This window comes from Nocardia sp. SYP-A9097, from assembly GCF_009649815.1.
Lineage (GTDB): Bacteria > Actinomycetota > Actinomycetes > Mycobacteriales > Mycobacteriaceae > Nocardia.
This window is the reverse complement of record NZ_WJIC01000010.1, coordinates 111,259-135,001: the sequence shown is the minus strand read 5'-3', so window position 1 is coordinate 135,001 and position 23,743 is coordinate 111,259. Positions and strand designations below refer to the sequence as shown.

Below are 23,743 nucleotides of genomic sequence, written 5' to 3'. Positions count from 1 at the left end.
CGTCCCTATTGTGACTTGCAATAGGGACGTTTAGGGAAGAATGCGTACCTGTCGTTCGACGAAGATCGTGTCCTGGTTCTTCCAGCCGCGGAATGCGATGCGGATCTGGCCGAGCAGGATCTTCGCGGCGGGGCTGAGCGGTCGCTCCCGATTCCAGGCGAGCGCCAGGCGGCCCGACATCGAGGGGTCGATATCGAGCATGCGCACCCCGAGCGCGGCGGCGTCGGCCTCGCGGAGCGGCGGCACCACCGCCACTCCGAGTCCGTGCGCGGCGAGCCGGATGAGCAGCGGCGGCGCGGCGGCTTCGAACGCCACATCCGGCACCAAACCGGCTGTCGCACACGATCTCTCGAGTACCCCTCGGATTCCGGTACCGCGCGGCAGGCAGATCAGCGAATGCTCGCACAGTTCGGTCAGGGTGATGCGATCGCCGAACCCGGTGGCATCGGTCGCGACGGCGGCCACGATGACCGAATCGAAGACGGTCTCGGCCTCCACCGCCGGATCCAGCTCCGCGCCCGTGAGGCCGAGCAGTGCGATATCGAGTTCGCCATGCCGCAGCGCCGCGTACATGGCTTCGGAGGTGTCCTCGGTGAGCGAGATGGCGATCTGCGGATGATCGCGGTGGTATTCGGCCAGGACCCGCGCGATATCGACCTCGTCATTGGCCGCGCCGGAGATCATGCCGACCCGCACATGCCCGCGCAGCAATCCGGTGAACTCGTCCACGGTATGCGTGATCCGTTCGGCGGCTTCCAGTGCCGCCTTGGCATGGGTCAAGACCGCCGCGCCGACCGGGGTGAGCGTGACCGAGCGCGTCGATCGATCCAGAAGCTGTTGTCCCAGTTCATGTTCCAGTTGTTTGATCTGCGCGCTCAACCCGGGTTGCGTCAGGTGCAGGCGGGTGGCCGCGCGGGTGAAGTTGGCCTCCTCGGCGACGGCGACGAAGTAGCGCAACTGCCGTAGTTCCATAACTACTGATTCTAGCTACTAGAAAAACTATCTGTTGGAGTTATCAATTCAGGCAGGGCAGAGTCGGAAACATGACGAAGAACGCGAACACCGAACTGCCCACCGTCACCGGCGCGGTCCACCAGCCGGGTGACAGCGGTTACGAGGCCGAGATCTCGGGCTTCCAAACGGGTTACACCCATCGCCCCGCGCTCGTCATTACCGCCGCACACGCCGAAGATGTCCGCGCCGCCGTGGAATACGCTGCCCGGCAAGGACTTCCGGTCGCGGTGCAGGCCACCGGGCACGGCCTGTCGGTGGCCGCCGACGGGGGAGTGCTCATCAATACCCGGCGCATGACCGATATCCGGATCGACGCCGCCACTCGTACCGCCCGCGTCGGCGCCGGTGTGCAGGCCGGGCAGCTGATTGAGGCGGCCGCCGCGCACGGGCTGGCGCCGCTGAACGGTTCCTCGAATTCGGTCGGCGTGGTCGGCTATACCCTCGGCGGCGGCACGGGCCTGATGGCCCGCGAATTCGGTTATGCCGCAGACCATGTGCGGGCCATCGAGATGGTGACCGCGGACGGTCGCGCCCGCCGCCTGGAGCCAGGTGACGAACTCTTCGGCGCGGTACTCGGCACCGGCGGCAACTTCGGCATCGTCACCGCACTGGAGCTCGAATTGGTCCCGGTGACAACGGTTTACGGCGGCCAGCTGCAATTCGACGGCCCGCTGGTGCCGCAGGCACTGGAGGCCTGGCGGCTGTGGACCACCCATCTGCCGGAGCAGCTCACCTCCAATATCGGCTGGATGACCATGCCGAATATTCCGCAGTTCCCGGAGCGCCTGCGCGGGCGCTTCCTGGCAACGGTGAATATCACCTACACCGGTTCGCAGGCCGAGGGTGAGCGCCTGGTCGCACCGCTGCGCGCGGTGGGCGAACTGTTCGCCGACACCTTGAAGCTCATGCCCTACACCGACTCTCACGTCATCTACAACGATCCGCCGCACCCGCACCCCTACACCTCCACCAACGCGTTGCTCGACGAACTGCCGGCCGATGTCACCGATGCCTTCCTGGAGGCGACCGGTCCGGAGTCCGCGCTCCCGGTCGTCGCGGGTGTGCGGCACATGGGCGGCGCGCTTGGGCGTCCGGGCCCGGCCGGTATCGCCGTGGATCACCGCGGCGCCGAGTATGTCGCTCGTGCCATCGCCCTGCCCGGCCCGGACGCCGCCACCGTCACCGACGGTCTCGAGCGGATCCGAAAGACAGTGGCGCCGTGGACCATCGGCCAGAACCTGAACTTCCTGTACGGCGGCGGCGATCAGGCCGACGAAGCTCAGACCCGAGGTTTCTACACCGGTGCCACCTATGACCGCCTGGCCGCGCTGAAGTCGAAGTACGACGCGCAGAACCTCTTCCGCTTCAACCGCAATATCCTTCCCCGCTGATACGGCCAGCAATGCGCCGAAACTCCACGCCCGCAATCGCTTTCGATTACGGGCGCGGTCTACCAAAGGTTCAAGGTGTGATGCCATGTCCCGTCATCCCGGCGTGTTGGCCGGGATCCACACCTGAAGTGGCTCAGCTGATTTCGGTGGATTCCCGCCAAAAGCACGCGGGAATGACGGGGTTGGTCGACGACATCACGACTTCATTCTCGGTAAGTCGAACAGCGCGGTGGGTGAGTCCGTCAGCCCCCGCTGCCGTCCGAATTCGGCTCAGCCCCTGAGCTTTCGGCCGATCGGGGTGGACGCTGCGAGGAGGTGGTTCGCGACCTCGGCGGGATGCGTCAGCTGGGGGTAGTGCCCGGCCCCGGCGATCTCGGCTACCGGGTGATCTACAGCGGTGCTGAGCGGGTCGGCCGCGCCCACGATGATCTGCACCGGGATGCGCAGCCGGTCCAGCAACGCCCGGGAGCGCGCCCGCTCGCCGACATCGTTGCGCAAGGCCGCGACCACCCGGCGGGCTACTCCGGGACGGTGCAGATCCGCCGCCGCGCTCCGCACCGCCGCATCCTCGGGGATGCCGAGCGCCCGAGCCAGTCGGTCGGCGGACATGCGGCGCAGCATCGGCGCGGCCAGGTTCGATCGGCTGAGCCGTGCGGTGGGCGGCTGCAGGAAGGCCGGGGAAATCAGGACCAGCTTGCCGACGCGGTCCGGATGATCGACGGCGAAGCGCAGCGCGGGCCCGCAGGCCGCCGAGTGCGCGACCAGTACCGGGCGGGTCCGCACCGGGCGCATGAGATCGGCCAGCCAAACATCGAGCGATTCGGTGGTCGCCGCCGAACGACCCAGGCCCGGGAGATCGGGGGCCAGGATCGGGCCCGGCAGGTGCTCGGCGAGTGGCGCCCACAGGTCGGCATTCATCGGCAATCCGTGCAGCAGAACGTGTTCGGGGCGCTCCCGCTCGCCGGTCACCCAGGTGCGGCTGCCCGCCACCTCGTGGAAACCGTACGGGCTCGACCAGGGCGATGCCGCGCCGAAACGTTCGGCCACCAGGTTATCGGCCCAGGCGCGCAGGGCATCGGCGGCGGGCGGCATCTCCAGCCCGGCGTTCGCGGCGAGGGCGCGGGCGGAGGCGGTCGGGTAGCGGTCGGTGGACAGGAACGACAGCGTCTCGGGATCCGCTCCGGTCAACTTGCGCGGTAGCCGCCGTAGCAGCCCGACGGGGATGTGCCGTCGTGGCGCCCGCACACCCAGGTGCTCGGCGATCGTTCCGATCAGCTCGGGCAGCAGTGGCGTGCTGTCGTCGAGGATCCAATGATGTTCGCCCGCAGGCGATGTGGGGATCTCGGCGAGAAATCGCACCATGTAGTCGATCGTCGTGATCGGTACGAAGGTGTCCGGTCCGCCGGGCAGCGCGGGGAGCCGCCCATTCCACAGGTCCCGTACCAGCTCGGACAGGCCGATGTGCTGCCCCGGCCCGATCACGGCGCTGGGATTGGCGATGGTCAGCGGCACCCGTAAGTCATCGGCCCGCTTGCGCAATGCGAGATCGCCCTCGAACTTCGACGCCTCGTACGCGCCGAGTCCGGCATAGTCGGGCACCCCCTCGGGCGCGCTTACCCGGTATCCGCTGATGTGCACGAGTCGCCGTAGCTCGGGAAGTGTTGCGGCCCAGTCGAGTACGTTCAGTGCCCCGGTCACATTGGTCGCGCGCGCCTCCTCGTTACTCAGGCCGAAGGCGTACCGCCCGGCGGTGTTGTAGACATCGCGCGCCCGCGGCAGTCCCGAGAGCGGTCGGGTGATGTCGGCGGTGACGATTTCCAGACCGCCGGTATCGACGCCCTGGGTGATCAGCCACGGGGTGAGGGTGTCGGTGCGGACGGCGGCCGTCACCCGCTGCCCGCGACCGAGCAGTTCGGCGACGAGGGAGCGGCCCAGAAAACCGGTGGCGCCGAACACGATTGCGTCCATGAGGAGTCCTTAATAGATCGGTCTACATATTCTGTGGTCGAAAAGCAGGCCCGCCGATCGTGGCGGGCCGATATCAGCTCAACAGGACGCCGACCTGGCGGGCGATGCGAGTCAGCGGCTCCCTGCTCCGGTGTGCGCGGGCGAGCAGCAGCGCACCCTCCACCAGGGCGAGGATGGTGACGGCGAGATCTTCGGCATTCGGGCGGTCTGCCAGTTGTGTGCGCAGGGCCGCCTCCCAGGCGGTGTAGACCTCCGAACATGCTTGTTGCAGTGGGTCATTGGTGGCGGCGGTCTCCAATGCGACGGTCGCCACCGGACACCCTTTGCGCCACCCCGACTCCTCCAGTCGATCGCCGAGGAACCGCAGCACGCCGTCGACGAATTCCGTTGCCGATGGCTGGGATTCGGCCAGGCCGCCCAAGCTGTCGCCGATGGCCTGGCCGGCCCGCCGGATCGACGCGCCGACCAATTCGTCCTTGCCGCCGGGGAAGTGGAAGTAGAGCGAGCCGCGGGGTGCGCCGCTGACCGCAACCACCTGATTGAGCCCGGCGCCGAGGTATCCGGCGGTCTCCATCAACTCCTGTGTCGCGTCCAGTAGTCGGTCCCGCGTCTCGGCGCCCTTCTGTCCCATGCCGCCAAAACTAGACCGATCTACATATTTTCGCAAACCATTGCCCGATCGTGCTTGGCGCGGACCTGGTTACGCGCTATCGTAGTGATATCACTTCGATACTAGGAGAATGTCATGGAAATGCGTCGGGCGTTCCGCGTGAACGGGTTTCTGATGCTGGGGGTGTTCGTACTGCTCGGGGTTCTGGTCGCGGTCGCGATCGGGATTATCGGCAATGCGCAGAACGGTGACGGGGGTGGATCTCCGGCCGGTGCCGCGCTGCTGATCCTGGGCGTGATCGCGGCGGTGGTGATCCTCACCGGTTTCGTGGTGGTGAATCCCAACCAGGCCAAGGTGGTTCAGTTCTTCGGCCGCTATATCGGCTCGGTGAGCGAGGCCGGGTTCCACTGGGTGACCCCGTTCAGTAGCCGCCGCGGAATCTCGTTGCGGGTCAGGAACTTCGAGACCCAGAAGCTGAAAGTCAATGAGGCGGACGGGAATCCGGTCGAGATCGCGTGCGTGGTCGTGTACCGCGTGATCGACAGCTTCAAGGCCGCGTTCGCGGTCGACGATTACGAGCAGTACGTGGAGACCCAGTCCGAGGCCGCTGTCCGGCACCTGGCCACCACGCACCCTTACGACGCGCACGACGACAGCACCCGGATCAGCCTGCGCGACGGCGCGACGGTCGCCGAGGAGCTCACCACCGAACTGCGCGAACGCACCGCGCTGGCCGGTATCGAGGTGATCGAGGCGCGCATCACCCACCTCGCCTACGCCCCGGAGATCGCCCAGTCCATGCTCGTTCGCCAGCAGGCCTCGCAGATCGTCGCGGCCCGCACCCGTATCGTCGAGGGCGCGGTCGGCATGGTCGGCCTGGCCCTGGAACGCCTCGCCGAACAGGGCATGGTCGAACTCGACGAGGAGCGTAAAGCGGCAATGGTCTCGAATCTGCTGGTGGTCCTGTGTGGTGACCGCGCCGCCCAGCCCGTCGTCAATACCGGCACCCTGTACAGCTGATGTCGGCGGCCAAACGCGAGCCGAAGCGAGTACTGCTGCGGCTGGACCCCACCGTCCACGACGCCATCGCCAAATGGGCCGCCGACGACCTGCGCAGCATCAACGCCCAGATCGAGTACGCACTACGCCTGGCCCTCAAACAGGCTGGGCGAGAACCGAAATAACCTCGACCCGCTGCGCCCGCACCGCCTTCGCGGTGCGGGCGCGGCGTCGTAACGATCGGCGGCCAGGGTATTCCGGGTGCTCGTAGTCGAAGCGGCAACCGGCGTCCCAGGCCGAGCGCTGGTTGCAATGCGTCGGAAAACCGCCCGCGTCCTTCAACATTCGCGCCGGGGGAGAGCCGAATCGAACCGTCGAGCCACGCTCCGCGCCCAGCGTCACGAGATGAGTTCGGCACTGTCGATCAGGTAGCCGGCGCCATTGCGGACCAGTTGTGCGCGGCGCTGTTCGGTGGCGATCGGTTTGCCGTCGTTGTAATGGAACGAGAGGCGGTAGGTGACGGTCAACGAGCCCGGGTCCGCCTCCACATCCCACACGGTGACGGAATCGACTGTGCCCCAGAAGGATCGGTAGGCGTCGTAGCCGCCGATATAGCTCTGGTAGCGCGAGGTCAGTCTTGCCCACGCGGCCGCCGGATTCCTCGGCAGCAGCCCATAGTGCTCCCGCACGAAGTCGGCAGAGCGGGTCGCCTCGTCGACGGGAGCCGAAGTGGTCGTGGGACTTACGGTGGTGGTCGGACCGGCGGTCGCACTCGGACCCGTGATGGTCGTCGGGCTCGTAACGGCCAGGGTGCCGGTGGGCGCGGGACCGGTGGCGTGGGAACCCGGCGCGGTGCCCGAATTCGACGATGTATCGCTCTGGCGCAGGATCGGAACCACCACCACACCGATCGCGATGAGCAACGCCATGGCGGACGCGGCCGCCCAGACCAGCGCGCTCAAGGAACGCTTGGCGGGATCCGGCGCGGTGCGCCGGATCAATTGGGGATCCGGCGTACCCGGCCGGATGAACTGGGTATCGGCCGTCGCGGCGGGCGCGGTGTCCGGACGGTTCTGTGCCGGCGAGAGTGGATTGATCTGCGTGGCAGCGGTATTCGGATCCGCCGACCCTGCGTCGGACCCGCGGGCCGGCGGTCGCGGTCTGCTGTGGGCGGCAATTCGAGCCGCTTCGATCAGTGCTCCTGCCGTCGGATAGCGATCGTCGGGAGCCTTGGCCATTCCGCGCGCGACGACCTCGTCGAAAGCGGAGGCGATTCCCGCCGTGCTCACCGATGGGCGCGGCGGCGGCACGGACAGATGTGCCGCGATCTGCCGCTCAACGCTGTTGCCCGGGAACGGTTTCGACCCCGCGAGGCATTCGTAGAGCACGCAGGCCAGCGAGTAGACATCCGCGCGCCCGTCGTAGTCGTCATTGGCGAGCCGTTCGGGTGCCATGTACGCGAAGGTGCCGATGGCCGCGCCGACGGTGGTCAGATCGGAGTCCTTGTCGCCCCGGGCAATTCCGAAATCGATCAGATACGCGAACCCGTCCGAGGTGGTGAGTATGTTGGACGGCTTCACATCCCGGTGCACCAGCCCGGCGCGATGCGCGGCGTCGAGCGCCGCGGCGATCTGCGCCAGCGTCTCGACGGCCCGCATGGGCGCGAGCCGCCCGGTATCGCTCAGCACGGTGGCCAGGTCGATTCCCTCGACGAGACGCATATCCAGGAACAGTCGCCCGTCGATCTCCCCGTACCCGTGAATGGGAATGATGTGCGGTTCGGTCAGCCGCGCCGCCGCCTGCGCCTCGCGCCGGAATCGCTCCCGGTACACCGGATCATGCGCGAATTGTGGCGGCAGCACCTTGAGCGCCACGACCCGCTCGGTCTCGGTGTCGAAGGCGCGATAGACCCGCCCCATGCCCCCTTCGCCGAGCAGCCCGAGGAGTCGATAGCGGCCGAACGGACTTTCCTCCACCTGGTTACGCCTACCACACCCGAGCCCGGCGCGGCAGTCCCGGACCGGCCTCGAGGCGGCCTCAGCGCGGCTTCTCGGTGACGAAAATGGCTGTGCCGGGGAAGATTTCACCGCGCAGCGGACTCCACTGGCCCCATTCGCGTTCCAGCCATTCCGGCCATTCGGGTTCGATGATGTCGACCAAAGTCAGCCCGGCCGCGACGATTTCGCGGACCCGGTCGCCGATGGTGCGGTGGTGTTCCACATAGGTGGGCTCGCCATCGGCGTCCAGCTCCACATACGGGGTGCGGTCGAAATACGGGATGGCCGCGCGCAAGCCCTCGGGTCCCGGATCGTCCGGGAAGATCCAGCGCATGGGGTGGTTGACGGAGAACACCCAGCGCCCGCCGGGCTTCAGCACCCGCGCGACCTCACTCATCACCTGGCCGGAGTCGGCCACGAACGGCACCCCGCCGAAGGCCGAACACGCGATATCGAAACTCGCGTCCGCGAACGGCAATGCCTCCGCGCCCGCCTGGATCAGCGGCACCCGCGGCCCGCCCGCGGCCATGGCGGTCAGCCCGCGCTCCAGCATCTGCCGCGAGATGTCGAGCCCGACCGGATGGGCACCGTGCGCGGCGAGCCAGCGTGAGCACGGCGCGGAACCGCAGCCGATCTCCAGAATGTGCTTGTCCACAATGTCGCCGAGCAGCCGCCAGTCACCCTCGTGCAGTCCCTCGGGACACCAGATGAACTCGCCCGCAGCCGAATCCACGCCGAGGAAATCGGCATGCGTCTCGTGGTAGGCGGCGGCGTCCGCGTCCCACCAACGGCGGCTGGCTCTTTCGCTCGCGGTGGAGTCAATCTTGGTGCGCGCCACTCCCACCGTTCCGAGCAGCGAATTCGCCTCGGCATGCCGGGTATCATCTGGGGGCGCGGGGAGATCTTCAGCCATTACGTAACCCTATCGACTCGCGCCGGGGGACCCGTGTTTGCTTGGTACAACAGACCTCGCGTACGCTGTTTCCCGCGAGTGTCTTCTGTACTCGATTCTCTGGGGAAACTCACGGGGGCGAGCAGAGCAGACAATCGTGCTGTGAGTCCGCATGCTTTTCAGGGCAGCGTTGTGCTCCGCCACAGCGATGTGCTGTCGCATGACCAACGTTAGTTCCATCAGCTGTGTGTTCGCAGCGATACCGAAAGCCCACATGTCCACTACCGACCACAATCCGTCCGGAGCAACCTCACATATGCCCACTACTGTGACCTCGCCGCAGGTAGCCATTAACGACATTGGCTCTGCCGAGGACTTCCTCGCCGCTATCGACAAGACGATCAAGTACTTCAACGACGGCGATATCGTCGAAGGCACCATCGTCAAGGTCGACCGTGACGAGGTCCTTCTCGACATCGGTTACAAGACCGAAGGCGTCATCCCCTCCCGCGAACTCTCCATCAAGCACGATGTCGACCCGAATGAGGTCGTTTCCGTGGGCGATGAGGTCGAGGCCCTCGTTCTCACCAAGGAGGACAAGGAAGGCCGCCTGATCCTGTCGAAGAAGCGCGCGCAGTACGAGCGGGCTTGGGGCACGATCGAGGAGCTCAAGGAGAAGGACGAGGCCGTCAAGGGCACCGTCATCGAGGTCGTCAAGGGCGGCCTGATCCTCGACATCGGTCTCCGTGGCTTCCTTCCCGCCTCGCTCGTCGAGATGCGTCGTGTCCGCGACCTCCAGCCGTACGTCGGCAAGGAGATCGAGGCCAAGATCATCGAGCTCGACAAGAACCGCAACAACGTGGTGCTGTCGCGTCGCGCTTGGCTGGAGCAGACCCAGTCCGAGGTCCGCTCCGAGTTCCTGCACCAGCTGCAGAAGGGCCAGGTCCGCAAGGGCGTCGTGTCCTCCATCGTCAACTTCGGTGCCTTCGTGGACCTGGGTGGCGTCGACGGCCTGGTGCACGTCTCCGAGCTGTCCTGGAAGCACATCGATCACCCGTCCGAGGTTGTCGAGGTCGGCAACGAGGTCACCGTCGAGGTTCTCGACGTCGACCTGGACCGCGAGCGGGTTTCGCTGTCGCTCAAGGCGACTCAGGAAGACCCGTGGCGTCAGTTCGCCCGGACCCACGCGATCGGACAGATCGTCCCGGGCAAGGTCACCAAGCTGGTTCCCTTCGGTGCCTTCGTGCGCGTCGAAGAGGGCATCGAGGGCCTGGTGCACATCTCCGAGCTGGCCGAGCGCCACGTCGAGGTCCCGGACCAGGTTGTCGCCGTCGGCGACGACGCGATGGTCAAGGTCATCGACATCGACCTCGAGCGTCGTCGTATCTCGCTGTCGCTGAAGCAGGCGAACGAGGACTACAACGCCGAGTTCGATCCGTCCAAGTACGGCATGGCGGACAGCTACGACGACCAGGGCAACTACATCTTCCCCGAGGGCTTCGATCCCGAGACCAACGAATGGCTCGAGGGTTCGGACAAGGTCCGGGAAGAGTGGGAAGGCCGGTACGCCGAGGCCGAGCGTCGCCACAAGATGCACACCACTCAGATGGAGAAGATGGCCGCTGACGCTGCCGCTGAGGCCGCCAATGGCGGACCGCAGAACTACTCCTCGGAGACCGGTTCGCAGGCTGCCGCTTCGTCGTCCTCGTCCTCCTCGTCGACCGAGTCCGCTGGTGGCTCGCTCGCGAGCGATGCGCAGCTGGCCGCGCTGCGTGAGAAGCTGTCGGGCAACGCCTGATTCGCTACTGACGCGGTAACGCGATAGTCGTAAGTCCCCGAGTCCCTATGGGCTCGGGGACTTTCGCTATTCTCGGAGGCCATGAGCCGCATCCCGAGGTGCGCGCGGTCGAGCCCCTGCGTGAACCCGAGGGCAATTGCGTATACGGTGTCCGGGCGTCGCCGGAATGAGAGCTGACATGATTCGGCGCGCTGACGTTTTCGACCCGAATTCCGTTCTCATGGAAGGCGCAACCGAGGTATGGGTGTGTTCGACGGCATCAACAGGCGCGACTTCATGGCCAAGGCCATGGTCGCGGGCGGGGCGGGAATGCTGGCCTCCTGGGCCAATCCGATTATCGATCGCGCGTACGCCGCGGACCCCGCGGGCATGGGCGGGCTCGGCGATATCGAGCACTTCGTCCTGCTCATGCAGGAGAACCGCTCCTTCGACCACTACTTTGGAACCCTTTCCGGCGTACGCGGATTCGACGATCCGTCCGCGGCGTGGAACCAGTACGGGTACGCGCCCGGTGTCGGCCCCACCCCGGACGGTTTCATCAACCCGTTCCGCCTGGACACCGAACGCGGCCCCTCCCTCGACGGTGAGTGCATCAACGATCCCGACCACACCTGGGAGGGCATGCACAAGGCGTGGAACAACGGTAAGAACGACGGCTGGATGCCGATGTCCATCGCCTCGGTCGGCGCGGCGAACGGCCCCGCGGCCATGGGGTACTACACCCGCGCCGATATTCCGGTGCACCACGATCTCGCCGACGCCTTCACCATCGCCGACCACTACCACTGCTCGGTGCTCGGACCGACCGATCCCAATCGGCTGTACTGGGTTTCGGCCACCCTCGATCCCGACGGCGTCGCCGGCGGGCCGCTGCTCGAGACCCCGACGCTGATTCCGCAGAACGCGTACAGCTGGCGGACCATGCCGGAGAACCTCTCCGATGCCGGGGTCAGCTGGAAGATCTACAACAATCGCGATGTGGGTCCGCTCTCCTCGGTGCTGCTGGACGGCATGATGGGCTGCTTCAAACAGGCCGCCGATCCCGCCTCGGAGCTGGCCCGGCGCGGTAAGGCCCCGGTGTACCCGAGCGATTTCGCCGCCGATGTGGCCGCCGATCAGCTGCCGAGTGTCTCCTGGGTGATCCCGTCGCTGATCAACTGCGAACATCCCGCGCTGCCACCGGCTTTGGGCGCGGTCGGCATCATGCAGGTCCTCGATATCCTCACCTCGAATCCGAAGGTGTGGGAGAAGACCGCGCTGATCGTCAGCTATGACGAGAACGGTGGCTTCTTCGATCACGTGACACCACCGACCCCGCCGCCCGGAACCGCCGGTGAATACCTGACCGTTCCCCTGGACCAGGCGCACAAATCCGAAGGCATCGCCGGACCGATCGGTCTCGGCTATCGCGTTCCGTGCTTTGTGATCTCGCCGTACAGCCGGGGCGGACTCGTCGCGTCGGAGACCTTCGACCACACCTCACAGCTGCGCCTGCTGGAGCGCCGCTTCGGTGTGGACGTGCCGAACCTGACCGCGTGGCGGCGCGGCGTCACCGGCGATATGACCTCGACCTTCGACTTCCGGTCGTCCCCGGACGCGGTGAAGCCCGCCTTCGGCCCCGCGGACCGGAAGGTGGATGCCGCACTGGCACAGTGTGGTCCGAATGTCGCCCTGGGTACCGCGACCGCCGGTACGCCGTACCCGGTGCCGCCGAACGCCATGCCCACCCAGGAGCCGGGGAGCCGTCGCAGGCCCAGCGGCCTGGTCTGATCCCGCACCGACCGCGCGCACGCGACTGTGGCCCAGTCCCGAAAGGGGCTGGGCCACAGTCGTATTCGCACGTCAGACGGCGGTGGCGGGTACCCATTGGACGGGGGCGGAGGGGCGCTCGGCGCGTTTTCGCATGGACGCGAAACTATGCCGGGCGGGGCTGAGCAAAGCGGAAAGCCAACCGCGGCGATGCTCGGCGAGCGCTGCCGCGACCGCGGGGATCTCGATGCAGTGCATCATGCCCGGCAGTCCCAGACGGTGCCGACCCGTCTGGATGTTTCTGGTGCCCAATGGTGTTCCTTCTCCTCTGCGTGTTTACCGGCCCTGGATCGCCTGCGGCGAACTTTAGCGGAACGAAAGTGTGCGACACCGTATTTTGCACGACGTTCGCCCCGGCGTGTCGGAATGTTGCCGACAAACGGTTCGGATTGGGCGAAAAAGTTGCGAATTGGTCTCGCCAATGTCACGGAATGAGCAAACTCCGAGCCCGATGGTGAATTCCACAGGGCAACTGGGTAATCCGTACTTTCGCCAGGTGAGGGGTGGTGCGCGCGATCACCGCCGGAGCTGTCAGACTGGTCGAATGTTGCGAATCGGTCTCACCGGAGGCATGGGAGCGGGCAAATCCACCGTGGCCCGAATTCTTGTCGAACACGGCGCGTTGCTGGTGGACAGCGACGTTATCGCGCGCGAAGTCGTCGCACCCGGCACCGAGGGATTGGCCGCACTCGTGGCCGCCTTCGGGGACGATATTCTCGCCGCCGACGGCAGTCTGGACCGACCGGCCCTGGCCGCCAAAGCCTTCGCCAGCGATGAGGCCCGGGCCACACTGAACGGCATCACCCACCCTCTGGTCGGCAAGCGCACCAACGCACTGGTCGCCTCCGCGCCCGCCGACGGCATTGTGGTGCAGGACATTCCGCTGCTGGTGGAGAACGGGCTCGCACCGTTCATGAACCTGGTGGTGGTGGTCGACGCCGCGGAGGAGCTCCGGCTGCGCCGCCTGGTGGAGTTCCGTGGTGTCGACGAGGCCGACGCGCGTTCGCGAATCGCCGCCCAGGCCACCGATATTCAGCGGCGCGCCGTTGCCGATGTGCTCCTGGACAACAATGGCGTCGACGGTGTGATCGAGCCCGCCGTGCACGCGCTCTGGACCGAACGGCTGATTCCCTTCGAACGCAATCTGCGCACCCGCACTCCGGCGGCCCGGCCCACGGAACTGCCTGTGGTCGAGGCGAATCCGGAGTGGCCGGTCCAGGCCAAGCGGCTCATCGCCCGGCTCGCACTGGCCTGTGCCGCCGACGCGCGCCGTATCGAACACGTCGGACCCACCGCCGTCGCGGGCAAGCCGGCCGAGGATGTCCTCGATATCCGGATTACCGTCGCCGAGGCCGCCGTGGCCGAGGGGCTGCGAGATCGCCTGTCCGACGCCGGTTTCCCGCGCGTCACCGATCGGACTGCCGCCGAGGGGGAGTGGCTGCACGCCGGTGCCGACCCGGGCCGTCTGGTGAATGTGGTTGTCGCGGTGGACAACTGACGTCGGCGGTGCCGGAGCGGTCGCCGTGGCGGAGTAGCCGGTCGCGGCGACCGGGTGTCACATCCAGGTCAGGGTGATGTCCCGGGCCCGCAGCCAGTTCTCGAAACTGTGCCCGTGCGCGGCGATTCCGTCGATGACGGTGGTCGCGGTCTCGATGGCAAGCTGTGCCTCGGGGAGTTCGAGATAGCCCGCGGCGTGTGCGGCGAGTAGCTCGTCCACATCGAGTAGTTCGACCTCGCGACCGCTGCGCACCACCAGATCCAGGTAGTGGTCGACCGACTTCCATTTCTTCGGCTCGACCTGTGCGTATTCGCCGATATCGATGTAGTAGTCCTGATCGCGCAGGTGTGCCGGGGTGAAGTGGAAGACCGTCGCGCGAATGGAAAGGCTTGGCAGCAGCCAGGATTCGATGTAGTGGAACTCGGGGTGGTCCGAGGTGCGCGCCATGTAGAGTCCCCACGGTTCGACGTGGTAGCGCTCGACCTGTCGTACGAAGCCCTTGGGGTCGATATTGGTGAGTTCCTCGACATTGAAGTACTCAACCTTGGGTCGGTGGAGGTCAACCGCGGAAGCCTGAGTCATGTCGTAAGCATTGCGTGTCGCGGCGGCGGCGTCCAGAGGAGTGTGGCCGATTCGGTCGAGTTTCCCCGAAACCCAAATGTGAAACACCAGTGTTCGTTACGGTGCGGCTACCCACATCTGACGTGGGCGGTACATACCAAGAGGGAAGTACACAGTATGAACGCAATGAGCGCCCGCGCTCGCCGCGCCGGAATGGGGCTCACCGCCTTCGGTGCCGCTGCCGCGACGATGGTTCTGGTAGCGCCCCAGGCGAGTGCATGGGTCAGCGACATCTCGGTCGCCGGCTCGAATCAGCAGGTGGGCTGCGCCTACAAGGTGACGGCCACAGTCGCGATCGACCGGCTGTTGTCGGTGAGCTTCACCGATAACGGTGCCGCGATCACCGGCAGCCCGGTCACACCGTCGCTGCTCAGCAATTCGGTCACCATCCAATGGACCCCGACCACCGTCGGTGCCCACACCATTACGGCGACGCAGGACTTCATCAGCAAGTCGACCACTGTCCAGGTCGCCGCATCCAGCGCCTTCGGCAGTGCGGGCTGCGGCCTCAACGGGCTGTTCCCGAGCCTGTCCGGCTAAGTCGGAGGGCGGACAGTAGACGAAAGCCACCCGAACCGAGCGTGAGCCGGATCGGGTGGCTTTCTCATGCGGAGACCCCTGGGTTTTTACAGCCAGCTGAGCGCGAGACCCTGTGTGCCGAGCCACCTGTCGACATCGTGACCGCACCCGGCGATACCGTCCACCACCGCGGCGGCGCGCTCGATCGCCCGCTGCGTGCGCGCGGTGTCGAAGTGCCCCTCGGCATGCGCGGTCAGCAGCTCGTCGATGCCGAGTAGCTCGGGCACCTGCCCGGGACGGGCCACCACATGCAGGTAGTGCCCCTCGGCGCGCCACTTCTTCGACTCGACCGGACCGTATTCACCGATATCCAGGTAGTAGGTCTGCCCGCGGTCGTGGCCGGGTCGCATGTGATAGACCGTCACCCGCAGGGAAAGCTTTGGGAGCAACCAGGATTCGATGTAGTGGAAGCGCGGATTGTCCACGACTCGTTCCACATACAAACCCCAGGGTTCGGCATGTAGCCGCTCCACCGAGTGCACATACCCGTGATGATCGGTCCAGCACAGGTCCGCCAGATTGAAGAACTCGAGTCTGGGGCGATGCGCGGATGCCGGGGGAGCGGTACGTCTGATCCCGCGAGGATCAGCGCCATTGGTGGAATTCCGCTGTGGCATATGCAGACCGGTCATGGCCTTGCCTCTTTCCGACTCGTCCGAACCGCCAGCTCAGGTTACACCTGGAGCCTGGGAATCGGACGTCCGTGCGCGGCGCGGAAATTCGATGTTCGTCACATGGAATTCCTTTGAACTTTCTTGGGAGAAACAATAATTCGGACATTTCGAACAGCAGTTGTGGTTTTGTCGCGACGCACCCACACCCAGGTCCCCGCCAAAGCCGCCAGCAGCATCGGTTTATTGAGAATCAGCGCCAGCGTGCCGAGCAACACCACATTTCCGGCGAGCCAGACCGGACCCATCACCAGTACATGCGCCACACAGAACACCAGCCACGCCGCCGTGACACGCCGGTGCAGTCGCACCCGCGCGGCCGGATCAGCCGCCGCGGCGGGCTCGAAGCGAATCCGCCGGCAGATCGGCAGCGTCAGCGGCGTGGCCGTCAGCAGGCTCAGACCGAACGCCACCGACAACGCCGCGTACAGGATCAGCGGCGGCAGAAAGAAATTCCGGCCTTCACCCGTGACGGCCGCCATGGCCGAGAAGACCAGGACCAGCGCGGTCGAGACGGCCACCACGCGAGCCCGGTCGCCATGCCGCAGCCGGACAATGCCCACCAGCAGGGCGACGGCCACCGCCACCGCGATACCGGTGAGAATGCCGTGCAGAGCGAAGCCGATGACGTAGCCGAGGATGGGAGCCGCGCCATCCACCAGATGCCGCGCGCCACCCATATCGCGGATCTTGGCGAACAGCTCCGCGCCGGGCCCGGAATCCGGGTCGGGGGTGTCCGGGCGGGAGTCGGGATTGTTCACGGGTACAACGCCTTCCGTGATTGTGCCGATGTCATCGGATGGTCAGGGCTGATCGGTGAGCGCGGGCGGCGGCGTCTCACCGGGAGTGCCGATCGCCGCCGCGACGGCCGGACCACCGAACCTGTCGACCAGGGCGGCCTGATCGGCCTTGGCGCACTTGTCCACCAGCTCCGGATCGAGCACGCGCCGCAGTTCGCCGGTGAGATCGGCGAGCACCCCGGCATGTCCGGGACTCTCCGCCAGATCGAGGGTCTGCTCCGGGTCGCCGGCCAGGTCGTAGAGCTCCGGCGGGAAACCGACATAGTGGTGAAGAACGAAGTCGCCCTTGCGAATCAGATAGGCCGCGCTCGTCGCGCCCATGGCGTGGTACTCGCTGAACACCACCCGATCACGGTCGACGCTCGCCGCGGCCAGGCCCAGCAGCGAACGGCCCGGGCGTGCTGCCCCGGTGGGCGTGACATCGGCGGCCTCGAGAATCGTCGGATACAGATCGACCAGGCTCGCCGGGGTGTGGCACACCCGCCCGGCCGCGACGCCCGGACCCGCCACAATCAGTGGCACACCGGCGGATTCGGTGTACATCAGCGATTTGCCCCACAGCCCGCGACTGCCGGTCATATCGCCGTGATCGCTGGTGTAGACCACCAGCGTGTTCCCGGCCTGACCGCTCGCCGCCAGCGCGCCGAGCATCCGGCCCAGATTGTGGTCGAGATAGCTGACCAGCGCGTAGTACGCGGCGGCCGCGCGGCGGCGCTCTTCGTCGGTATTGGAGTCGTCGAGGCCGGGCAGTACCCCCGCGAACCGCTCCACCCACGGATGCCGGGTATGACCGTGCTCGGGACGCATTGTCGGCGTGGGCATTTCGGCGGGGTCGTACATCTCGAAGAACCGCGGCGGCGCGAGATACGGGAAATGCGGCGCGAGCAGGCCGGTATAGAGCACCCACGGTTCTTCATGATTCCGCTCATCGCCCAGCCATTCGCAGGTGCGGTCGGTGACCGCGGCGTCATAGCGGGTGTAATCGCTGTCCGCGCCACCGGAGATACTCACCATGAGCGGGGCATTGTCCCGGCGCGGCAACGGATCTCGCACCGACCCCCACACCTGGCCGATCCCGCCCGCCAAATGCATGGGCAGGTGCTGCACATCGAAACCGGTGGGGTCCTCGGCATTTCGGTAATGCAGCTTCCCGATCGACTCGACACGCCTGCCGGCCCGCTGCAATTCGTGACCCCAGCCTTCGACGCCGCCGTCATAGCCCATGGCATTGTCCCAATGACCGGTCTGATGCGGATACAGCCCGGTGGCGAATGCCGCCCGGGACGGGACGCAGATGGGGCTGGCACAGTAGGCGGCGTCGAAGCGGGTGCCCCGCGCGGCGAGCGCATCCATATTCGGGGTCCGCACGATCGAATTACCCGCCGCGCCAAGGATTTTCGGATTGTGCTGATCGGACATGATCACCAGCACGTTCATCGGACGATCAGGCATGGTGGTCCCTTTCATAGTCTTCGGCTCGGTCGGCGGGCGATACGGAATCCGGTATTGCCGCTGGTGGAATCGGGAGTGTTGTGGGTGCGGGCCGCCACCCGATAGCGGTTGCAGTGACTGTCGTGGCACAGATACGACCCGCCGCGCATCACCTTGGTCGTGCCCGCCGCCGGGCCCGCCGGGTCGACGCGCGGCTCAATGGTGTGCTCGGTCTGCCACCAGTCGGCGCACCACTCCCAGACGTTCCCGGCCAGGTTGTGCAGCCCGAAACCATTGGGCGCGAACGCATCCACCGGCGCGGTGCCGTCATAGCCGTCGGCGGCGGTATTTTGCGCGGGAAACCGCCCCTGCCAGATATTGCAGCGAAACTCCCCACCCGGAGTGAGCTCATCACCCCAGGGATATCGGGCCTGATCGAGCCCGCCGCGAGCCGCGTACTCCCACTCCGCCTCGGTCGGCAGCCGTGCGCCCGCCCACGCGCAGTACGCCACGGCATCGCGCCACGAGACATGCACCACCGGATGGTCCGCGCGCGCATCGATCCCACTGCCCGGCCCCTCGGGCGCGGCCCAGATTGCCCCCGGAACCGCGCACCACCACGGCGTATGCGGTGCGCGCCGCGTTTCGCGGCGCAGCCCCGCGGCCAGCCGGCCCGCGAAGACGAACGACCATCCGAACCGCTCGGCATCGGTGCGATAGCCGGTGGCCGTGACGAATTCGGCGAACTCGGCATTGGTCACCGCATACGGCGAAATCGCGAACCCACCCACTCGAACGGTCCGTACCGGGCCCTCCCCGTCGCCGGCCACCGCATCGGGATCCGCGCCGCCCATCCGGAACTCACCCCCGGGCAACGGCGTCAAAATGCCGACCTGGCCCACACTCGCCGTCGCAGCGGGTGCCGCGAGCAGTGTCTCGGTCTCGGCGTGTCCACCATCCCGCGGGGGTGCACAGCATTTTCCGGTCATACCGATTCCCGTCCTGCGCCGATGACCGGTTCGGGTTGACCGGCGTTGGTAGACAGAATGCCCGAAACTAGACGTCGTGTCCAGGAATGTGAATATGGCCGAACGCTCGGCGAGGGGAGTGGTCCGCGCGACAGTGCGGGTTGACGAGTGCGTGCATCACGCAGGACGAATCCGCTTGTGGCACGGCAGATCACAGGCATGCCGGATCGGCATATCCTGGTAGAGAACGGAATTCACGTCAGGGGTGGAGCTGTGGCTCGCCGTCGAATCCGGAGGCCCAATAGCGGCCGCGCAGTGAGAGATTGAGCAGCATGGCGGTGACGTCCTCGGGGCTCATTCGATCCTCGGACTCCAGCCACCACTCCATGACCGCGAGCATTTCGCCGACCCAGGCGCGCGCCAGCACCCGGCCGTCGATGCGCAGTGTGGTGCCGTTCGCGGCCGCGCGGGCCTCGAAGATTTCGGCGGCCGCGCCGGTGCGATCCTCGACGAAGCGCCGCAGCGCCCGGCCGTCGCCCTCGCCGCGCAGCAGTATCCGGTAGGCGTCGCGCTCCTCAGCGGCGTGCCGGAAGAGTTCGAGCACCGGTTTACCGGTGAAACCCTCGGCCGAAGCCACCAGGGTCGGTTCCAGGCGTTCCTGCATGCGGCCGACCAGATCGGTGACGATCTCGTCGAAGAGCGCGTCCTTATCGGTGTAGTGGGTGTAGAACGTGGCCCGGCCGACATCGGCGCGCTCGGCGATGTCCTCCACCTTCACCGCGGCGAATCCGCGTTCGAGCACCAGTGCCACGAATGCCTCGCTCAGCAGTCTGCGACTGCGTCGTCGGCGGCGATCCTCGGGCGGCACGGTGTCCTTCTCTCCTCTGCGGGTGGTCCGGGCGAAGCATAGTTCACCCGGACATCGCGACCGAATACATACATGGTGTCCATGAACGTGGGTGGTGAGTCGATGGGATGAACCTGTCGGTGGGTGGTCCTAGGCTGTGAACATGGCATTCGCAACCGAGATCCCGGACGATCGGCCGCTGGCACATTCGGACTTCCGGCCCATCGGCGATATCGAGCGGGTCGAGGGAGAGTTCGAGGTCGTCAGCGAGCACGTTCCCGCAGGTGACCAGCCCGCCGCCATCGCGGAGCTGGAGAAGCGCATCAATGCCGGTGAGCGCGATGTGGTGCTGCTGGGCGCGACCGGTACCGGTAAATCGGCCACCACCGCCTGGCTCATCGAGAAGCTGCAGCGGCCCACCCTGGTCATGGCACCGAACAAGACCCTCGCCGCGCAGTTGGCCAATGAGCTGCGCGAGATGCTGCCGCACAATGCCGTCGAGTACTTCGTCTCGTACTACGACTACTACCAGCCCGAGGCGTATATCGCGCAGACCGATACCTATATCGAGAAGGACAGCTCGGTCAACGACGATGTGGAGCGGCTGCGGCATTCGGCCACCTCCAGCCTGCTCTCGCGGCGCGATGTCGTGGTGGTGGCGTCGGTGTCGTGCATCTACGGTCTGGGTACCCCGCAGTCCTATCTGGATCGCTCGGTCATGCTCGAGGTCGGCCACGAGGTGGAGCGGGACAAATTGCTGCGGCTGCTGGTCGATGTGCAGTACACGCGCAATGACATGTCGTTCACCCGCGGCAGTTTCCGGGTGCGCGGCGACACCGTCGAAATCATTCCCTCCTATGAGGAATTGGCGATCCGCATCGAATTCTTCGGGGACGAGATCGAGGCGCTCTATTATCTGCATCCGCTCACCGGTGATGTGGTGCGGCAGGTAGATATGGTTCGAATTTTTCCGGCCACCCACTATGTGGCGGGGCCGGAGCGAATGGAAAGAGCCGTCAAGGATATCGAGGCCGAACTCGAAACGCGCCTGGCCGAATTGGAGAAGCAGGGCAAACTGCTCGAGGCACAGCGTTTACGCATGCGCACCCAATACGATCTGGAAATGATTCGGCAGGTCGGCTTCTGCTCGGGTATCGAGAACTATTCGCGTCATATCGACGGCCGTGGCGCGGGCACCGCGCCCGCCACCCTCATCGATTACTTCCCGGATGATTTCCTGCTCGTCATCGACGAATCGCATGTGACCGTGCCGCAGATCGGCAGCATGTACGAGGGCGATATGTCGCGCAAGCGGAATCTGGTGGAGTTCGGCTTCCGGCTGCCGTCCGCCGTGGACAATCGCCCGCTCACCTGGGAGGAGTTCGCCGACCGCATCGGCCAGACGGTGTACCTGTCCGCCACCCCCGGTAAGTATGAATTGGGCCGGACCGGTGGCGAATTCGTCGAACAGGTCATCCGCCCGACCGGCCTGGTGGATCCGCACATAGTGGTGAAGCCGACCAAGGGGCAGATCGACGATCTGGTCGGCGAGATCCGCAAGCGCGCCGAGCGTGATGAGCGCGTACTGGTCACCACGCTCACCAAGAAGATGTCCGAGGATCTCACCGATTATCTTCTGGGCCTTGGTATTCGGGTGCGCTACCTGCACTCGGAGATCGACACCTTGCGCCGCGTGGAGTTGCTGCGCCAGCTGCGCCTGGGCGAGTACGACGTCCTGGTCGGCATCAACCTGCTGCGCGAGGGCCTGGACCTGCCCGAGGTCTCCCTGGTCGCGATTCTCGATGCCGATAAGGAAGGCTTCCTGCGCAGCGGTACCAGTTTGATCCAGACCATCGGCCGCGCGGCCCGCAATGTGTCCGGTGAGGTGCACATGTACGCGGACAAGATCACCGACTCCATGGCGCACGCCATCAGCGAGACCGAGCGCCGCCGCGCCAAACAGGTCGCGTACAACGAAGAGCGCGGTATCGATCCGAAACCGTTGCGCAAGAAGATCAATGACATTCTCGACACGGTGTATCGCGAGGCCGAGGAGACCGAGGTCGAGGTGGGCGGCTCGGGTCGTAATGCCAGCCGCGGCCGCCGCGCCCAGGGCGAACCCGGTCGTGCCGTCAGCGCGGGCGTCTACGAGGGCCGCGATATCAAGTCCATGCCCCGCGCCGAACTGGCGGACCTGGTCAAAGATATGACAGCCCAGATGATGAACGCGGCCCGTGAACTCCAGTTCGAGCTCGCCGGTCGCCTGCGCGATGAGATCGCCGACCTCAAGAAGGAACTACGCGGTATGGACGCCGCCGGATTGCAGTGAGCGCGCGGCATTTTCGTGGTGTGCGGCGCGGCGGGGGAGTCGATTCCCCCGCCGCGGGGGCGGACCGGTCAGCCCTGCTGCGCCATCCACTCGTTGACGCGGCGCTCGGCCTCCTCGCGGGAGACGTCCTCGACCCGGGTCATGCAGACCCAGCGGTAGCCGAAGGGGTCGTAGAGCACGGCGTACCGGTCACCGGTGACGAAGGTGGCCGGGTCGTCGGCGATCCGCGCACCGAGTTCACGGGCGCGGGCGATGACACCGTCCACATCGGGGTTGTAGTGCACGATGCTGGTGTTGAGCGTCTCGCCGTTGGGGGCGACCAGGCCGTTGTCGGGTATCGGCATGCCGATTTGGATGGTGGAGTCGCCGATCAGGAGTTCGGCGTGCGCGGGTTGGCCATCGGGAAGGTCATTGCGGCTCAGTACCTTCGCGCCGAAGACCGTGGAGTAGAAGTCGATGGCCTTATTGCCGTCCGGGACGACCAGGAAGCACGTGATGGAGTGGTAGTTCTCCGGAATGGGATTCACTGCGTTGCTCATGACCACAACTCTGCTCGCCCGGCCGCCATGGATCTTGTAAGAAAGCGACAGCTTCATGACCAGCGATAACCTCCCACAGTTCGGCCGTCGCCCGGTGCCACCGCCGGAGACCGCGAAGGGCATCCTGCGCCCGCGCGAACAACAGGCGGCCAGCAATCACAGTCGGCTGCCGGCGGGGGAGCAGGTCGCCCGCTATGTCGAGTTCTACTGGTCGGTGCACTGGGATCGCCGTGGGCTGCCACCGTATTCAGCGGAGGTACTGGGTTTCCCGGTGGTCAATATGACCTTCGAGAACGAGCCGGGACGGCGCGGCGGCTTCGTCACCGGCGTCTGGACCACCAAGTACGTGCGCGAATTGGCCGGGGTCGGTGAGACATTCGGCGTGAAGTTCCGCTCCGGCGGCTTCGGCGCGTTCACCGGTATGGACGTGGGCGCGCTACGCGATACCGCGCTACCGCTCACCGAGGTGCTGCCCGAAGCGGAGGGGCTGGCCGACAAGGTGCTCTCCACCCCGGATCTGGAGCAGCGCCGAATCCTGGTGGAGGACTTCCTGATCGACGCCATCACCCGCCGCGAGGTCGCCGACGACACCTCCTACCGGCTGGTGCTGGGCATTATCGACGCCATGGAATCCGATCGCGAGCTGACCCGGGTCGACCAGGTCACCGGCCATTTCGATATTCCTATCCGGACCCTGCAGCGGCTGTTCCGCCGCTATGTCGGCGTCAGCCCGAAATGGGTGCTGCGCCGCTTCCGGCTACAGGACGGCGCGCACCTGCTGGCGCAGGGCCGCACCTCCGATCTGGCCGCGCTCGCGCTGGACCTCGGCTACTTCGATCAGGCGCACTTCTCCCGCGAGTTCGCCCGCGAGATCGGCATGCCGCCACTGGAGTACGCACGAACCTCACTGAAGTCCTGAACAGCACGAAGATCGGGAATAAGCCCTGCCCATGGGTAGTTGGTTGCCATGTCACCAACATGG

Annotated in this window: 21 protein-coding genes and 1 pseudogene; 9 read left to right on the top strand and 13 right to left on the bottom strand. The window is 66.1% G+C overall.

The window, feature by feature from the left end:
* Positions 1-30: 30 nt before the first annotated feature.
* Positions 31-972 carry a LysR family transcriptional regulator gene (locus GFY24_RS21330; RefSeq protein WP_153806829.1) on the bottom strand — a complete coding sequence of 314 codons (942 nt, stop codon included), beginning with the start codon at positions 970-972 and terminating at the stop codon, positions 31-33.
* Between the two features lie 71 nt (positions 973-1,043).
* On the opposite strand from GFY24_RS21330, the gene GFY24_RS21325 reads away from it, so the two are divergent.
* A complete protein-coding gene (locus tag GFY24_RS21325) occupies positions 1,044-2,405 on the top strand; it encodes an FAD-binding oxidoreductase (protein ID WP_153806828.1) in 1,362 nt (453 codons plus the stop codon).
* A gap of 270 nt (positions 2,406-2,675) precedes the next feature.
* On the opposite strand, the gene GFY24_RS21320 is transcribed toward GFY24_RS21325, so the two are convergent.
* Positions 2,676-4,373 carry an alpha/beta fold hydrolase gene (locus GFY24_RS21320; protein WP_153806827.1) on the bottom strand — a complete coding sequence of 566 codons (1,698 nt, stop codon included), beginning with the start codon at positions 4,371-4,373 and terminating at the stop codon, positions 2,676-2,678.
* A 73-nt stretch (positions 4,374-4,446) separates the two neighbouring features.
* Positions 4,447-5,004 carry a TetR/AcrR family transcriptional regulator gene (locus GFY24_RS21315; protein WP_153806826.1) on the bottom strand — a complete coding sequence of 186 codons (558 nt, stop codon included), beginning with the start codon at positions 5,002-5,004 and terminating at the stop codon, positions 4,447-4,449.
* 114 nt (positions 5,005-5,118) lie between these two features.
* Here GFY24_RS21315 and GFY24_RS21310 point away from each other — a divergent pair, with 114 nt between their 5' ends.
* Together GFY24_RS21310 and GFY24_RS41170 are read left to right on the top strand one after the other, a co-directional pair.
* Positions 5,119-6,003, top strand: a complete 885-nt coding sequence (locus tag GFY24_RS21310; protein WP_153806825.1) for an SPFH domain-containing protein — start codon at positions 5,119-5,121, stop codon at positions 6,001-6,003.
* On the top strand, positions 6,003-6,167 hold the full coding sequence (locus GFY24_RS41170) for a hypothetical protein (protein ID WP_194852959.1): 165 nt from the start codon (positions 6,003-6,005) through the stop codon (positions 6,165-6,167). The genes GFY24_RS21310 and GFY24_RS41170 overlap by 1 nt, the downstream gene beginning before the upstream one ends.
* A 213-nt stretch (positions 6,168-6,380) precedes the next feature.
* On the opposite strand, the gene GFY24_RS41165 is transcribed toward GFY24_RS41170, so the two are convergent.
* Positions 6,381-7,958, bottom strand: coding sequence for a protein kinase (locus tag GFY24_RS41165; RefSeq protein ID WP_309231134.1), 1,578 nt, complete (start codon positions 7,956-7,958; stop codon positions 6,381-6,383).
* Between the two features lie 61 nt (positions 7,959-8,019).
* Positions 8,020-8,892, bottom strand: coding sequence for a class I SAM-dependent methyltransferase (locus GFY24_RS21295; RefSeq protein ID WP_153806824.1), 873 nt, complete (start codon positions 8,890-8,892; stop codon positions 8,020-8,022).
* Positions 8,893-9,187: 295 nt separating this feature from the next.
* On the opposite strand from GFY24_RS21295, the gene rpsA reads away from it, so the two are divergent.
* Positions 9,188-10,669 (top strand): 30S ribosomal protein S1, encoded by a 1,482-nt coding sequence (gene rpsA, locus GFY24_RS21290; RefSeq protein ID WP_153806956.1) that lies wholly within the window; start codon positions 9,188-9,190, stop codon positions 10,667-10,669.
* Positions 10,670-10,909: 240 nt separating this feature from the next.
* Positions 10,910-12,439 (top strand): phospholipase C, encoded by a 1,530-nt coding sequence (locus GFY24_RS21285; protein ID WP_153806823.1) that lies wholly within the window; start codon positions 10,910-10,912, stop codon positions 12,437-12,439.
* Positions 12,440-12,511: 72 nt separating this feature from the next.
* Here GFY24_RS21285 and GFY24_RS21280 read toward each other — a convergent pair whose 3' ends face one another.
* The gene (locus GFY24_RS21280; RefSeq protein ID WP_153806822.1) at positions 12,512-12,730 is read right to left on the bottom strand and encodes a hypothetical protein; all 219 of its coding nucleotides are present in this window, start codon (positions 12,728-12,730) and stop codon (positions 12,512-12,514) included.
* Positions 12,731-13,022: 292 nt separating this feature from the next.
* Here GFY24_RS21280 and coaE point away from each other — a divergent pair.
* Positions 13,023-13,970: pseudogene (coaE, locus tag GFY24_RS21275) on the top strand (dephospho-CoA kinase); the annotation flags it as partial.
* A 63-nt stretch (positions 13,971-14,033) separates the two neighbouring features.
* Here the strand turns inward: coaE and GFY24_RS21270 are convergent.
* A complete protein-coding gene (locus GFY24_RS21270) occupies positions 14,034-14,558 on the bottom strand; it encodes a DUF402 domain-containing protein (RefSeq protein WP_153806820.1) in 525 nt (174 codons plus the stop codon).
* A 165-nt stretch (positions 14,559-14,723) separates the two neighbouring features.
* Between GFY24_RS21270 and GFY24_RS21265 the strand changes: the two genes are divergently transcribed.
* Positions 14,724-15,137 (top strand): hypothetical protein, encoded by a 414-nt coding sequence (locus GFY24_RS21265; RefSeq protein ID WP_228566519.1) that lies wholly within the window; start codon positions 14,724-14,726, stop codon positions 15,135-15,137.
* Positions 15,138-15,223: 86 nt separating this feature from the next.
* On the opposite strand, the gene GFY24_RS21260 is transcribed toward GFY24_RS21265, so the two are convergent.
* The 5 genes from GFY24_RS21260 to GFY24_RS21240 all read right to left on the bottom strand — a co-directional run bounded on the left by GFY24_RS21260 (position 15,224) and on the right by GFY24_RS21240 (position 19,914).
* Positions 15,224-15,808, bottom strand: a complete 585-nt coding sequence (locus GFY24_RS21260) for a DUF402 domain-containing protein (RefSeq protein ID WP_228566518.1) — start codon at positions 15,806-15,808, stop codon at positions 15,224-15,226.
* A gap of 98 nt (positions 15,809-15,906) precedes the next feature.
* Positions 15,907-16,608 (bottom strand): DUF3159 domain-containing protein, encoded by a 702-nt coding sequence (locus tag GFY24_RS21255; protein ID WP_153806818.1) that lies wholly within the window; start codon positions 16,606-16,608, stop codon positions 15,907-15,909.
* A gap of 42 nt (positions 16,609-16,650) precedes the next feature.
* Positions 16,651-18,099 (bottom strand): sulfatase-like hydrolase/transferase, encoded by a 1,449-nt coding sequence (locus tag GFY24_RS21250; protein ID WP_153806817.1) that lies wholly within the window; start codon positions 18,097-18,099, stop codon positions 16,651-16,653.
* An 11-nt stretch (positions 18,100-18,110) separates the two neighbouring features.
* On the bottom strand, positions 18,111-19,067 hold the full coding sequence (locus tag GFY24_RS21245) for a formylglycine-generating enzyme family protein (RefSeq protein ID WP_153806816.1): 957 nt from the start codon (positions 19,065-19,067) through the stop codon (positions 18,111-18,113).
* A 238-nt stretch (positions 19,068-19,305) separates the two neighbouring features.
* Positions 19,306-19,914 (bottom strand): TetR/AcrR family transcriptional regulator, encoded by a 609-nt coding sequence (locus GFY24_RS21240; RefSeq protein WP_309231133.1) that lies wholly within the window; start codon positions 19,912-19,914, stop codon positions 19,306-19,308.
* 142 nt (positions 19,915-20,056) lie between these two features.
* On the opposite strand from GFY24_RS21240, the gene uvrB reads away from it, so the two are divergent.
* Entirely contained in the window at positions 20,057-22,222 is a 2,166-nt protein-coding gene (uvrB, locus tag GFY24_RS21235) for an excinuclease ABC subunit UvrB (protein ID WP_153806815.1), read from the top strand.
* A gap of 68 nt (positions 22,223-22,290) precedes the next feature.
* Here uvrB and GFY24_RS21230 read toward each other — a convergent pair whose 3' ends face one another.
* Positions 22,291-22,761 carry a VOC family protein gene (locus GFY24_RS21230; RefSeq protein WP_153806814.1) on the bottom strand — a complete coding sequence of 157 codons (471 nt, stop codon included), beginning with the start codon at positions 22,759-22,761 and terminating at the stop codon, positions 22,291-22,293.
* Positions 22,762-22,816: 55 nt separating this feature from the next.
* Here GFY24_RS21230 and GFY24_RS21225 point away from each other — a divergent pair, with 55 nt between their 5' ends.
* Positions 22,817-23,680, top strand: coding sequence for an AraC family transcriptional regulator (locus GFY24_RS21225; RefSeq protein WP_153806813.1), 864 nt, complete (start codon positions 22,817-22,819; stop codon positions 23,678-23,680).
* Positions 23,681-23,743: the final 63 nt, after the last annotated feature.

Coding starts and splice junctions, on each gene's coding strand:
- GFY24_RS21245 (WP_153806816.1), bottom strand. CDS start 19,067: ATGACCGGAAAATGCTGTGCACCCCCGCGGGATGGTGGACACGCCGAG.
- GFY24_RS21325 (WP_153806828.1), top strand. CDS start 1,044: ATGACGAAGAACGCGAACACCGAACTGCCCACCGTCACCGGCGCGGTC.
- GFY24_RS21265 (WP_228566519.1), top strand. CDS start 14,724: ATGAGCGCCCGCGCTCGCCGCGCCGGAATGGGGCTCACCGCCTTCGGT.
- GFY24_RS41170 (WP_194852959.1), top strand. CDS start 6,003: ATGTCGGCGGCCAAACGCGAGCCGAAGCGAGTACTGCTGCGGCTGGAC.
- GFY24_RS21285 (WP_153806823.1), top strand. CDS start 10,910: ATGGGTGTGTTCGACGGCATCAACAGGCGCGACTTCATGGCCAAGGCC.
- GFY24_RS21225 (WP_153806813.1), top strand. CDS start 22,817: ATGACCAGCGATAACCTCCCACAGTTCGGCCGTCGCCCGGTGCCACCG.
- GFY24_RS21295 (WP_153806824.1), bottom strand. CDS start 8,892: ATGGCTGAAGATCTCCCCGCGCCCCCAGATGATACCCGGCATGCCGAG.
- GFY24_RS21310 (WP_153806825.1), top strand. CDS start 5,119: ATGGAAATGCGTCGGGCGTTCCGCGTGAACGGGTTTCTGATGCTGGGG.
- GFY24_RS21250 (WP_153806817.1), bottom strand. CDS start 18,099: ATGCCTGATCGTCCGATGAACGTGCTGGTGATCATGTCCGATCAGCAC.
- rpsA (WP_153806956.1), top strand. CDS start 9,188: ATGCCCACTACTGTGACCTCGCCGCAGGTAGCCATTAACGACATTGGC.
- GFY24_RS21315 (WP_153806826.1), bottom strand. CDS start 5,004: ATGGGACAGAAGGGCGCCGAGACGCGGGACCGACTACTGGACGCGACA.
- uvrB (WP_153806815.1), top strand. CDS start 20,057: ATGGCATTCGCAACCGAGATCCCGGACGATCGGCCGCTGGCACATTCG.
- GFY24_RS21320 (WP_153806827.1), bottom strand. CDS start 4,373: ATGGACGCAATCGTGTTCGGCGCCACCGGTTTTCTGGGCCGCTCCCTC.
- GFY24_RS21270 (WP_153806820.1), bottom strand. CDS start 14,558: ATGACTCAGGCTTCCGCGGTTGACCTCCACCGACCCAAGGTTGAGTAC.
- GFY24_RS21260 (WP_228566518.1), bottom strand. CDS start 15,808: ATGACCGGTCTGCATATGCCACAGCGGAATTCCACCAATGGCGCTGAT.
- GFY24_RS21230 (WP_153806814.1), bottom strand. CDS start 22,761: ATGAGCAACGCAGTGAATCCCATTCCGGAGAACTACCACTCCATCACG.
- GFY24_RS21330 (WP_153806829.1), bottom strand. CDS start 972: ATGGAACTACGGCAGTTGCGCTACTTCGTCGCCGTCGCCGAGGAGGCC.